At 64.0% G+C, this 12,030-nt stretch carries 10 protein-coding genes; 5 read left to right on the forward strand and 5 right to left on the reverse strand.

The genetic code is table 11. The features are described from left to right. The 3 genes from ACG2LG_RS22930 to ACG2LG_RS22940 all read right to left on the reverse strand — a co-directional run. Positions 1–547: hypothetical protein (locus tag ACG2LG_RS22930; RefSeq protein WP_396263063.1), on the reverse strand; the 547-nt coding region annotated here is incomplete at its 3' end. Positions 548–609: 62 nt separating this feature from the next. After that, positions 610–1,338: a TlyA family RNA methyltransferase gene (locus ACG2LG_RS22935; RefSeq protein WP_396263065.1), complete on the reverse strand. Its 729-nt coding sequence runs from the start codon at positions 1,336–1,338 to the stop codon at positions 610–612. A gap of 2 nt (positions 1,339–1,340) precedes the next feature. Beyond that, entirely contained in the window at positions 1,341–2,453 is a 1,113-nt protein-coding gene (locus tag ACG2LG_RS22940; RefSeq protein WP_396263068.1) for an LOG family protein, read from the reverse strand. A 373-nt stretch (positions 2,454–2,826) separates the two neighbouring features. Between ACG2LG_RS22940 and ACG2LG_RS22945 the strand changes: the two genes are divergently transcribed. Beyond that, the gene (locus ACG2LG_RS22945) at positions 2,827–4,176 is read left to right on the forward strand and encodes an Eco57I restriction-modification methylase domain-containing protein (protein ID WP_396263070.1); all 1,350 of its coding nucleotides are present in this window, start codon (positions 2,827–2,829) and stop codon (positions 4,174–4,176) included. Further along, positions 4,173–5,120, forward strand: coding sequence for a BsuBI/PstI family type II restriction endonuclease (locus tag ACG2LG_RS22950; RefSeq protein WP_396263072.1), 948 nt, complete (start codon positions 4,173–4,175; stop codon positions 5,118–5,120). Before ACG2LG_RS22945 ends, ACG2LG_RS22950 begins: the two co-directional genes overlap by 4 nt. A 185-nt stretch (positions 5,121–5,305) precedes the next feature. Here the strand turns inward: ACG2LG_RS22950 and ACG2LG_RS22955 are convergent, their stop codons facing one another. Further along, positions 5,306–6,352, reverse strand: coding sequence for a PA0069 family radical SAM protein (locus tag ACG2LG_RS22955; RefSeq protein WP_396263074.1), 1,047 nt, complete (start codon positions 6,350–6,352; stop codon positions 5,306–5,308). A 110-nt stretch (positions 6,353–6,462) separates the two neighbouring features. Between ACG2LG_RS22955 and ACG2LG_RS22960 the strand changes: the two genes are divergently transcribed. The 3 genes from ACG2LG_RS22960 (at position 6,463) to ACG2LG_RS22970 (ending at position 11,584) form a co-directional block, all read left to right on the forward strand. Beyond that, positions 6,463–8,745, forward strand: a complete 2,283-nt coding sequence (locus ACG2LG_RS22960) for a hypothetical protein (RefSeq protein WP_396263076.1) — start codon at positions 6,463–6,465, stop codon at positions 8,743–8,745. A 6-nt stretch (positions 8,746–8,751) separates the two neighbouring features. Continuing rightward, the gene (locus tag ACG2LG_RS22965) at positions 8,752–11,049 is read left to right on the forward strand and encodes a hypothetical protein (RefSeq protein WP_396263078.1); all 2,298 of its coding nucleotides are present in this window, start codon (positions 8,752–8,754) and stop codon (positions 11,047–11,049) included. 85 nt (positions 11,050–11,134) lie between these two features. Further along, positions 11,135–11,584, forward strand: coding sequence for a hypothetical protein (locus ACG2LG_RS22970; RefSeq protein ID WP_396263080.1), 450 nt, complete (start codon positions 11,135–11,137; stop codon positions 11,582–11,584). 46 nt (positions 11,585–11,630) lie between these two features. Here ACG2LG_RS22970 and ACG2LG_RS22975 read toward each other — a convergent pair whose 3' ends face one another. After that, positions 11,631–11,834: a DUF2283 domain-containing protein gene (locus ACG2LG_RS22975; protein ID WP_396263082.1), complete on the reverse strand. Its 204-nt coding sequence runs from the start codon at positions 11,832–11,834 to the stop codon at positions 11,631–11,633. Between the last annotated feature and the right edge of the window lie 196 nt (positions 11,835–12,030).

Consider the following 12,030-nt stretch of genomic DNA (forward strand, 5'->3'; position numbering starts at 1 on the left):
GCTCAGCGGCGAAAATCGTGCATGCCTTCAAAGCCTGGTTACCGAGAACTTCCAGCTGTTCGAGAATCCGAAAAGTTAATGCCGAGAAGTATATCTCTAGAATCGGATAGCTCTCTCGATCGCCGCCAATCTCCCACCGATAACCGGCCTGCGCACAAATCCGGTCGATCGCGTGTGCGAACGAAATCGTGTCCACATTCAGTGTAATGCGGACGGGTTTCTTTGGAGCCCTCGGCTCGGCAGGGCCGTCTCGGTGAGGAGCAAAAGGATCGGCTGACCCATCGGCACCCAAGGCCGGAGGCCTACGGATGAAGAAGTTGATCACGCCCCCCTTCTCGCCGTCACTTCCCAACGCTTGGACAAGGGCAACCGCTTCCCCGATACTCAACCCGTTGATACGAACATCTTTCAGCATGATCTCATCCAGCCGTTTCACGATCTTCGCCTTGGCTTCGTAGTCCTCGGCAAGCGCGCCAAACTTTGGGTCCTCAGCGCCAGCAAGATGAGCGCTTACGACTCCGACGATTACTGGAATGAGCAGTCTCACTTTCTAGCCATCAGTGTAGAGCCCCCGCCCTCGCCCAGGAAGGCAATTGTCCACAGCCACCCCTACCCCAACCGCGCCAGAAACTCGCGGTTGCCGTCGGTGCCAGTGATGGGGGAATCGATCACGCCGCGCCACTCGCGGTCCATGCCCTCAACGAAGTCGCGAATCTTGGCCACGGCCCGGTCGTGAAGCTCCGGATCACGGACGATCCCGCCCTTGCCGATGTCCTCCCGCTCGAGCTCGAACTGCGGCTTGATCAGTGGCACGATCTCCCCGCCCTCCTCAAGCACCCCGAAGGCCGCCGGAAGAATCTTCGTCAGCGAGATGAAGGACACGTCGATGACGATCAGCGACACCCGCTCGCCCAGATCCGCTTCGACGAGTTTCCGGGCATTGAACTTCTCCTTCACCACCACCCGCGGATCATTGCGCAGCTTCCAGACGAGTTGATTCGTCCCGACGTCCACCGCATGCACCCGGATCGCCCCGCGCTGCAGCAGGCAGTCGGTGAAGCCGCCGGTCGAGGCACCGATGTCGAGGCACACCCGGCCCTCGGGAGAAATCCCGAAGGCATCAAGCGCGCCCTCCATCTTCAAGCCACCCCGCCCGACATACTTCGGCTTCTCCTTGAGCGTGAGGGGGGCGTCCATGGCGACCTTGGCGCTCGGCTTGTCGATCACCCGGTCACCACTGCGCACCTCGCCGGCCAGCACGAGGCGCTTGGCCTGCTCGCGCGTGTCGCAGAGACCCCGCGCCACCAGTTGCACATCGACCCGTTCCTTCGTCGCCATGATCAGGCGGTCTTGCTCTGGTTCACCGCATCGATCAGTAGCCGCAGCCGTCCGAAGTCCGATCGTCGGTGGCGGAACACCAGCCGCGGCAATTCCTTCAGCGCCGGCTCGTCGGCCTCCGCCTCGAGGGCTCCCCGCTGCTTCATGCCCCCGACCTTGATCACATCGCCGAACTCCGCCTGCAAACGCTCCGTCTCACCCCCGGCCAGCGGCTTCATCAGGCGCATCACCAGCTTGTCGCCGACGTAGCGGTAGGAATGGAACACGCGGTAGAAACCGGCCACCTCCTCGACCGCCTCGTCGATGTCGTCGGTCACCTTGAAGAGCGACAGGTCGCTCTCGGAGATCAGCCGGTTGCGCAGCAGGTGGTCGACCGTGAACTGCTCCCAGAAGCGCCAGTAGGTGCCGCCCTTCGCATCGACCAGCACCAGCGGATAGACCTGCGCCTTGCCGGTCTGGATCAGGGTCAGCGCCTCGAAGACCTCATCCATCGTCCCGAAGCCGCCGGGAAAGCCCGCCGCCGCGTCACTCTCCTTCACGAAGCTCAGCTTGCGGGTGAAGAAGTAGTTGAAGTCGATCAGCTTGTCGTCGCCGGCGATGAACTCGTTCGCCGCCGCCTCGAAGGGCAGCGTGATGTTCAGCCCGAAGCTGTCGTCCGCCCCCGCCCCCTCGTTGCCGGCCGCCATGATGCCCGGCCCGGCGCCCGTGATCGTCATGAAGCCCTCGTCGCGCATCTTCCGCGCGAAATCCACCGTCGCCTGATAAGCGGGTTCGTCGGGCTTCGTCCGCGCCGACCCGAAGACCGCGATCTTGCGGAAGTCGCGCCAAGGCTCGAAGACCTCCTCCGCAGTCCGCATCTCCTTGAGCGCCCGGTTCATCATCTTGAACTCCCCGGTCGGCACCCCGCCGCGCGACATCCGCGTCGCGGTCACCAGCATCTCCGCCAGCAGCTCATGGCCCGACTCGCCCGCCGCATCCTTCGCCAGCGCGACAATGCGTTCGTCGAGCTTCTTGTCCCCGGTCGTCCCAATGAAGGACCGCCGGCCCGCCCGCGCCAGACCGGCGGTGAAATCGCGCTCGACGGGCACCGGCTGCTTCTCGGCATGCTGACTCATGGGGTGGAGCGTAGCCCCGACCAGTCGCAATGCCAATGGTGTCTGTGACTCCCAACACACGCCCCGATGTCGACACCAAAATTTTCTGTCCAAGTCCCCCTTTGACAACCAAATCCAAGGCTGTTCAAATGAGTGCATGAGATCGCCTGCCCCAACCCAAGTGCTTGTCACGGCCGATTCGGAAAGCCGGGCGACTTGCTTGGGGAAAACGCGGGAGGCGCGGAGCGAGGCTGGCCAATTTTTCACACCTGTTCCCATCGCCCGTTGTCTGGCCGGATGGTTTCACGAAAAAGGCCTCAACCGGCCCACGCTTCACCTTCTCGATCCGGGAGCGGGCGGCGGAGCGCTGACGGCGGCGGTGGTGGACCGGATCATGGCCTTGCGGGTTTCCGGTAGCCTCCCCTTGCTGGAGAAGATCACGCTGGAGGCTTGGGAACTGGATTCCGCCTTCATTCCAGCGCTGCGGAAGAACCTTGCCGTCTGTGCCGCGGCCCTGGAGAAGGCCGACATCCAGGCGGTGGTCGATCTCCGTCAGGGCAGCTACGTCGAAGGGGGCGTTGATGCGCTGGACGGCGGGCTTTTCGGCGGAACGACACCCCCCGCAGTCACCCACGCCATTCTCAATCCACCCTACCGCAAGATCGCCTCGCGCTCGCGGGAGCGCCAGTTGCTGAGAACGCTGGGTATGGAAACCTCGAACCTCTACGCCGCCTTCGTCTGGCTCGCGCTGCGCCAGCTCGTCGATGGGGGCGAGCTTTCGGCCATCGTGCCCAGGAGTTTCTGCAACGGCCCGTATTTTCGCGATTTTCGCCAGGATCTGGTCGCTGAGTCCACCTTCCACCGGGTGCATGTCTTCGATTCCCGCAGCGAGGCCTTCGCCCGTGATGAGGTGCTGCAGGAGAACATCCTGTTTCACCTAACCCGCCGGAATCGCAAGCGAGCATCGATCACGATTTCCACGGGAAGCCTGGAGGCCCCGGCAAAAGTCCGGATCCCGGTCGAGCGTTTCGTCTTCCCGGACGATCCGGAAAAGGTCGTCCACATCGCCACCGACAACGATGCGGACGAGGTCCGGGGTTTCTTCCAGGCCCTCCCTTGCCGCATTGAGGAACTGGGCGTCGAGGTTTCCACCGGACCAGTGGTGGATTTCCGTCTGAAGTCGGCGCTGTCCAAGCGCTTGGGAAAAGACGACGTGCCCCTGCTCTATCCGCACACGGTCAAGGCAGGCCGTGTGATTCCACCGCTGGCGGATGCCTCGCATTACGGCGACGCCCGCATCGGCAAAAAGCCGGTCGCCATCACGGTGAACGAGGAGACCCTCCGTTGGTTGATTCCCGCCGCCCGCTTCGTGCTCATCAAGCGCTTTTCCTCGAAGGAGGAGAAACGCCGCCTCGTCGCCGGGGTGCTTGATCCCAAGGACTTCGCCGATGGCCGGATCGGCATCGAGAACCATCTGAACTTCCTCCATCGCAAGCGCGCCGGACTGTCTGTCGCGATGGCGAAGGGGCTTTGCCGTTTCCTGAATTCCACCGTGGCCGACCGCTACTTCCGCCAGTTCAACGGCCACACCCAGGTCAATGCCGCCGATCTGCGCGCCTTCCGCTATCCGGATTCCGCAGGGCTGGAGATTCTGGGCAAAGCCAAGCTGGACGACGGTGATCAAAGAGCCATCGATCTTGCCATGGCCGAACTGCTTGGGGCACCTTCGTGCACCGAGTCATGAGCGCTTCTTCATCCACCCGGGTCAGGCAAGCCCTTGAGTTGCTCCAGATGATCGGCATCCCGCGGGAGCAGCAGAACGAGCGTTCCGCCCTGACCCTTCTCGCTCTTGCGGACATCAAACCCCGGAAATCCTGGAGGAAAACATCCGCTCCACTCCGTCGCATCACGGAGATGATGGACTGGATGCGGGAACACTACGAGGTCCGCTACGCTCCAAACACCCGCGAAACCATCCGCCGCCAGACCCTGCATCAGTTCGTCCAGCACGGTCTGCTGATTGAAAACCCCGACAAGCCCGACCGCCCGATCAACAGTCCCCATTGGTGCTACCAGCTGTCCGCGGAAGCCTTGGGGTTGTTGAAGTCGTTCGGAACCCCGGCCTTCAAGACGCAGCTCAGGAAGTTCCGGAAGAACCCCGCCGCCAGCGCGCTGCAAGCACGTCATCGCGATCTTCCCCGCGAATCCGTCCGCATGCCCGGGGGTGCGATCATCGAGATTTCCGCTGGCGGACAGAACACCCTCATCCGCGCCATCGTCGAGGAGTTTGCTCCGCGCTTCGTCCGCAGCCCAAAAGTGATTTTGTTGGGTGACGCTGCGAACAAGGAAATCATCAGCGACGATGCCACGATGAAGGAGCTCGGAATTTGCCTCCCCCAACGGGGCAAGGCACCTGACGTTCTCGTCCACGATATCCAGCGCGACTGGCTTGTCATCATCGAAGCCGTCACTTCACACGGACCGGTCGATCAAAAGAGAAAGAACGAACTCACCGATCTCTTCGCCAAGGTCCGTCCCGGCCTTGTGTTTGTCTCCGCTTTTCCAGATCGCAGAACCTTCACCAAGTTCCACGCCGCCATTGCTTGGGAAACCGAGGTCTGGATCGCCGAAACGCCAGACCACATGATCCATTTCAATGGCGAGCGGTTTCTTGGGCCCTACCAATAAGTCCAAGCTCCCCAGCCAGGATTCCGCAATTGGAACCGCAGCCGAAGGGGATTCTCAATGAGTTGGAATGATGGGACGCTTTACCCGACGGGTGTTTCAAGCACTCCCATGCACGCGTCCCGCATGGCAGCTTCAAAGTTGTGACTTTCAGGCCCTCCAACTTTCCCACCGGGCGCTCCCACCCCTCAAAAAAGCTCCTTCTGCCCGGGCATCACCCTCCGGAAATGCCGCGTTTCCAGCGGCGGCGGGTTCGTCTCCAGTCCCAGCCGACGGCAGCTCGCATGGAACAACGCCCGCAACTGCCCGGCCGCCTGGCCTCGACCCCGCATCCGCTCACCCGGCTTCAGGTTGTTCAGGCCTCCCTGCATGCCCTCGATCCTCCCCAGCACCATTTCCTTCTTCCCTGGAAAGTGCCGGTCCAGCCAGCCCTCGAAAACCGATCCCACCGCGCCCGGCAGGCGCACCACCGAATAGGCGGCAAAGCGGCCGCCGGCCTCCTTCACCGCCCGGACGATGGACGGCAGTTCGCTGTCGTTGAGCCCGGGAATCATCGGGGCCGCACTCACCCCGCATGGGACCCCGGCGGCGGCGAGCTTCCCGATCGTCTCCAGCCGTGCCCGCGGCGAGGACGCCCGGGGCTCGAGAATGCGCGCCAGCGCGGGATCGAGGGTGGTGATCGAGAGATACACCGCAACCGCATTCCACCTGGCCAGCTCGACAAGGTGGTCGATGTCCCGGACGACGAGCGCGTTCTTGGTGATGATCGCAACCGGCTGACGGCAACGGGCCATGACCTCCAGGCAGCCGCGGGTCAGCTCCAGCTTCCGCTCGACCGGCTGATAGCAGTCCGTCGCCCCGCTCATCGCGATCTTCCCGACCCGGTAGCCCGGCCGCGACAACTCGGCTTCGAGCAGTTGCGGCGCGTCGCGCTTGACCACGATCTTCGACTCGAAGTCGAGGCCGGCGGAGTAGCCCAGATACTCGTGATAGGTACGAGCATAGCAGTAGCTGCAGCCGTGCTCGCAACCCCGGTAGGGATTGAGACCGTAATCGAAGGAAAGGTCCTCGGCGTCATTCCTCGTGAGAATGGTCCGCGAGTGATCGGTGAGGAACTCGGTCCTCAGGGGACGCGGATCATCATCGACCCACGCGTCCTCATCGACCTCCACCTGGAAGGCCTCGAAGCGATTGCCCGGGTTGTCGTCCGCCCCCCTCCCACGATGCGCGTTCACCTGAACACATTTTCATAATCCAGACTACGCACAAGGGCTTTTCGGAAAAGGGACCATTCGGTCGCCCGGACTGAAACAAGTCCACGCCGTCCGGCGTAATGCCTCGGTGGATGAAGCCCATACTGCTTGTCCGCAGATTCGGCCTCGCAGCGGGGCTGGCGGCGATCCATTTCGCCGGTGCGGCCACGACCACGGAGCTGCCTGAGTTGGACTTCGACTCGCTGGTCATGATCCAGCGCCAGCCGCTCAATCCGACCCACGTCTACACCTATCACGTCGAGGGGCTCAGGAAGGGCGGCGGGCTCGAGATCATGTCGCTGGATGGTGCGAAGCCGCGCCAGTTGGTCGACGCTTCCGAGGGCGTGATCCTCGACTGTCAAGTGTCTTATGATGGAACGCGCATCCTGTTCAGCTGGAAGCGCTCGATGGATCAACCCTTCGGCATCTGGAGCATCGGCACCGATGGCAGCGGGCTCACCCCCATCGTCGTCCACGAGTCCAACAACATGAACGCCTGCTGGCTGCCCGACGGCGGGATCGCGTTCCTCTCCGACCGCAAACCGGCCTTCGCCTACTGCTGGACCAGTACTTCGCCGGTCGTCTATCGGGCCGAGGGCGATGGCAGCCAGGTCACCCGGCTGTCAGCCAACTACCTCACCGACTTCACGCCCTCGGTCATGTGCGATGGACGCATCCTCTTCAGCCGCTGGGAATACGTCGACCGCCCGGCCATCCCGATCCAGTCGCTGTGGGCGATGAACCCCGACGGCACCATGCTTTCCGGCATCTTCGGCAACCGCGTGCTCGGGCCCGCGACCTTCATGGAGGCCCGAGAGATCCCCGGCATGCCGGGAAAGATCCTGTGCGTGCTGACCAGTCACAACGGCCCCTGCCGCGGCGCGATCGGCCTGCTGGATCCGGAAAAGGGCGGCAACGCCCAGGAAGCCATCCGCAACCTCACGCCGGAGATTCCCATCGGCACGGTGGACGACCCACGGCGGGGAAACGGAATGCGCGGCCCCTACGAAAGCCCGGTGCCGCTGGATGATCGGCATTTCCTCGTCTCGCGCGCGGGCACCCTCCAACTCCGCGACTACGAGGGCCGCCTGGAGCTCACCCTGCGCGAGCCGGAGAACGACATGGGCTTCTACTCCGCCCAGCCGCTGCGACCACGTCCGCTGCCCCGCTCCACCGCCGTGTCGCGACTCGATCCGGAGGCCCCGCCCACCGCCGAAGTGCTGCTCCACGACGTCACCATCGGCCTCGGCGATGCCGTCGAACCCGGCGAAGTGAAACGCATCGCGGTCGTTCAGGAAATGGAGAAGGACATCCGCTCGGAGACAAGCCAGCGCCAGTTCGGCTTCCAGTTCCCCGTGGTTTCCTGCGGGGCGACCTACGCGCCGAAACGGGTCTGGGGATTTGCGGATGTCGAGGAGGACGGCTCGGCCCACTTCGTCGTCCCCGCCGACCTGCCGCTGTATTTCCTGCCGCTCGATGCCGAGGGCCGCGCCGTCCAGCGCATGCGCACCTTCACCCACTTCCGCCCCGGCGAACGCCAGAGCTGCATCGGCTGCCACGCCGACCGCAACTACGTCTCGCCCGGTGCCCGCAGCCTCAAGGCCTCCATCGCCTCCTCCCGCCCGGCCGAGCCGCTGACCGAGCCCGACTGGGGCAGTGAGGACGGCTTCAGCTTCGCCCGCGTCGTCCAGCCGGTGCTCGACCGCCACTGCGTCGAGTGCCACGACGGCGACAACGATCCGGACCTCAGCGGCGACCGCACCGACTACTTCAATGTCGCCTACGAAAACCTCGCCCGGCGCGGCACCCAGGCCGAACACGGCGGCGACGCCCGCGGCGGCATGGAGGGCTTCGGAAAGAACCCCTTCACCTCCTGGATTCCCACCTTCAACGGCTGCGAGTCGAACATCCTCAAGGTAGAGCCCAAGACCTGGGGTTCACCCGCCAGCCCGCTCGCCGACCTGATCATTGCCGGCCACCCGGACAAGGACGGCCGGAAACGCCTCCAGATGACGCAGGCCGAGCGCCAGCGCATCCTGATGTGGATCGACCTCAACGTCCCCTTCTACGGCACCTCCCAATCCCGGCAACCCGAGCTGCGCGGCTGCCGCCAGATCGTCCCCGAAAACCTCCACAAGGTGCTCGACGAAGTCGCCGCCCGCCGGGGTTTCGAACTTCCCCAGACCTTCTTCATCCGCCTCGACCGACCCGAGCGCAACCCCTTCCTCGCCATCCCACTGGCGAAAGGCGACTTCCAGACCACCGCCGACTCCGACTACCAGCGCATCCTCGCCTGCTTCAAGGACGTGCAGGAGCAACTCGAGGACCGCATCGACGTCGACTACCGGACCGTCATCCAGGCGCAGAACGAGTGAACCGCCATGCAACGCCGGGCGACTCTCCTTCTGCTGGTCCTGGCACTCGCCGGAGGGAGCCCGGCGGGTGAGTTGGAGGATCTGGCAAAAGACCTTCGGCTCCATCGGGAGGGAAAGACCGACGCCGCAAGACTCGCGCGGGAGGCCCTGCATCCGGCGTCCCTGATCCATCCCGGGGACCAAACCCCGGTGCAGGTCATCCAGCGCCGGACCCGCGCCTTGATGCACGACCTCGGACTGGATGAACCGGTCCCCGACGATCCCGCGGCGCTCCTCGCCCTGCGCCGCCGGGTCGCCTTCGGCAATCCGCTGCTCGACTTCACCGACATCCTCTTCCTCAAGCACCACAAGGCCCGCTACGACCACATGGTCGACCAGTACTTCGGCTTCAACGCGAAGCCGGGCGGCGGCGTCTTCATCCTGCGCGATGCCTTCGGACCGGATCCCCGCGTCGAAAACCTGCTGGAACACTCGGTCGTGACCAATGGCCGGCTCAAGGGCCGCAAACTTGAAGGCGGATCCTTCATCAGTCTCGAGCTCAGCTACGCCGGCGACGAGATCCTCTTCGCCTGGACCGAGGCGGAGGTCCCGGTCAAGCCGACCGACCGGACGCCACGGGAAGACCTGTGGAAACCGGAGAGCACCTACCACATCTTCAAGGCACGGATCGACGGTTCCGGACTCACCCAGCTCACCGACGGCGAATGGAACGACTTTGATCCCTGCTACCTGCCCGACGGACGCATCTGCTTCGTCTCCGAGCGGCGCGGTGGATTCCTGCGCTGCGGCGTGCGGCCCGATCCGACCTACACGCTGCACAGCATGAATGCCGACGGCTCCGACCTGCGGCCGTTGAGCTTTCACGAAACCCACGAGTGGCACCCGAGCGTCACCCACGAGGGCATGATCGTTTACACCCGCTGGGACTACGTCGACCGCGACTCCGACATCGCCCACCACCCGTGGATCACCTACCCCGACGGCCGCGATCCCCGCGCGCTCCACGGCAACTACCCGAAGGTCCGCGAACAACGCCCGTGGATGGAGATGGCGATTCGCGCCGTCCCCGGGTCGACCCGATTCGTGGCCGTGGCCGCGCCCCACCACGGGCAGAACTACGGCTCCATCGTCCTGATCGACCCCGAGGTCGAGGACGACGACGCGATGTCGCAGGTCAGGCGCGTCACGCCGGAGATCCACTTCCCCGAATCCGAAGTCGCCCCCGGCGTCCCCGGCCGCACCCACGGCGGGCGCCACTCCCCGAAGGCGGAGGTCTATGGCACCCCCTGGCCGCTCAGCGAAACCTACCACCTCTGCGTCCACGACCGCGGGCAGAAAAACCACGGCCTCTACCTGCTCGACGCTTTCGGCAACCGCGAGTTGCTCTACCGCGACCCGGAGATCCCCTGCCTCGATCCGATCCCTCTCAGGTCGCGGCCCCGCCCAGCGGTCATTCCCACCAGGACGCAACCCGGAAAGAAGGGGCACCTGCTGGTCGCCGACGTCTACGAAAGCCGTTTCGAATGGCCGCCGGACACGAAGATCGCCGCGCTTCGCCTGATCCAGCTCTTCCCCAAGACCACACCGGCGATGAAGGAGCCGAACATCGGCATCGGCGACCAATCGCTCGCTCGCGGCATCGTCGGCCACCTGCCGGTCGAGGCCGACGGCAGCGTCTATGGCGAAGCTCCGGTCGGCGTGCCCTTCTACATGCAGGCGGTCGACGAGGGCGGCTTCGCCATCCAGAGCATGCGCTCGGCCACCTACGTCCACCCCGGAGAAACGCTGTCCTGCGTGGGCTGCCATGAAGGGCGAAACCGGACCGGACTGTCGAAGCGAAGCGCTTCGTTGCTGGCGCTCCAACGCCCACCCTCATCCCTCTACGAAGTGCCCGACGGTGCGTTCCCCCTCTCGTTCCCACGCCTCGTCCAACCGGTCCTCGACCGCCACTGCGTCGAATGCCACGCCAACGAACCCAAAGCCCTTGAACTCGACGGCAAGCGGACCGGCAAGCACGGATGGACCGCATCCTACGCCAACCTCGCCCCGTTCGGCTGGGCGAAACACGGTGGCAACGGCGCCCTCAAACGCAACGGAAGCTCGCGATCCGAAATTGGAGACGTGGGTGCCCGTGCCTCAAGGCTCATGAGGCTCCTCGCCGCCGGGCACCACGGCGTGAAGCTTCCGCCCGACGATGTGCGACGCCTCGCCTTGTGGCTGGACGCCAACAGCAACTTCTACGGCGCCTACCACAATCTCGAAGAACAGGCCCGCGGCGAGCACGTGATGCCCAGTCTCTACTGATCGCCGGTCGAATCCCTTCCTCGCCCGCGGCGACGGCTTCGGGGGGCTCGACTCGGCGGGTGCTTTCGCTCATGCTGCCGACACCATGAAGATGCTGATCACGCTGGGGTTGACGCTGTTCCTGGCCCTTCCCAGCCGGGCCGGTGATTCGACAAGCCACACGCCCAAACCGGGCTCCCCCGAGCGGAAGGCGATCTGTGATGCGCTGCGAACCTACGCCCGCTCCGAGTACCGTGTGGATCCGGACTTGAAGTTCCTGTGGATGATCGACGACCTGCGGGTGCTCAAGAAGCATGCCGCGTTCCAGGGCCATGCCGTGAACTCCAAGGGTGGATATCTCGAAGATGATTCCATGATCGGTGACATGGAAATGACCTGTTTCCTTCGACGGGGCGAAAACGGATGGCGGGTCATCGCCGACCTTTCGCGGGGCGACGTGCCTTCGGAAGCCGAACTTCGCGAGATCCGGGCCTCATTTCCCCGCGAGATCCCGACGGAGATTCTTCCCGCCTTCTGGCGCGACAAGCTGCGTTGATGCCCTTCAAGACCGCGGACAAGGGGCCATACCCCGGTCTCTCGGATCACCTCGACGCATCAACCGTCTCAAGCTCGATGCCGGGACCGCCGACCCGTGTCTTCGCATGCTCGATCGTGATCCCGACCACCTGCCCTTTTCCGTCGTAATCAAGTATCGTGTCCTGATCGAGATCACGGGTCTTCACCACCTGCGAGTCTCTCAACTCAAGGTAGAGCGTGTCGGTGTCCTGAAAATACTTGGCCTGCATTCCTCACTCGTGAGAAATGCAGGCTAGAGTGCGGCGATTCATCGCCGATGGCCCGGCTCGCATTGAAATGCTTCGCCAAAGCGGCGATTCATCGCCGCAGTCTAGTGTAGCCCGTCCAACAGATTGGTAGTTTTTGGAACCGCAGATTAAGGGGATTACGCAGATTTTAAGAGTCCAGAAAATCTGCGTAATCCGT

The organism is Haloferula sp. A504 (genome assembly GCF_044385805.1).
Lineage (GTDB): Bacteria > Verrucomicrobiota > Verrucomicrobiia > Verrucomicrobiales > Akkermansiaceae > Haloferula.

Excerpts from the sequence above, each read along its gene's own strand:
- ACG2LG_RS22965 (WP_396263078.1), top strand. The coding sequence starts at position 8,752 with ATGCAACGCCGGGCGACTCTCCTTCTGCTGGTCCTGGCACTCGCCGGA.
- ACG2LG_RS22950 (WP_396263072.1), top strand. The coding sequence starts at position 4,173 with ATGAGCGCTTCTTCATCCACCCGGGTCAGGCAAGCCCTTGAGTTGCTC.
- ACG2LG_RS22960 (WP_396263076.1), top strand. The coding sequence starts at position 6,463 with ATGAAGCCCATACTGCTTGTCCGCAGATTCGGCCTCGCAGCGGGGCTG.
- ACG2LG_RS22975 (WP_396263082.1), bottom strand. The coding sequence starts at position 11,834 with ATGCAGGCCAAGTATTTTCAGGACACCGACACGCTCTACCTTGAGTTG.
- ACG2LG_RS22935 (WP_396263065.1), bottom strand. The coding sequence starts at position 1,338 with ATGGCGACGAAGGAACGGGTCGATGTGCAACTGGTGGCGCGGGGTCTC.
- ACG2LG_RS22940 (WP_396263068.1), bottom strand. The coding sequence starts at position 2,453 with ATGAGTCAGCATGCCGAGAAGCAGCCGGTGCCCGTCGAGCGCGATTTC.
- ACG2LG_RS22970 (WP_396263080.1), top strand. The coding sequence starts at position 11,135 with ATGAAGATGCTGATCACGCTGGGGTTGACGCTGTTCCTGGCCCTTCCC.
- ACG2LG_RS22945 (WP_396263070.1), top strand. The coding sequence starts at position 2,827 with ATGGCCTTGCGGGTTTCCGGTAGCCTCCCCTTGCTGGAGAAGATCACG.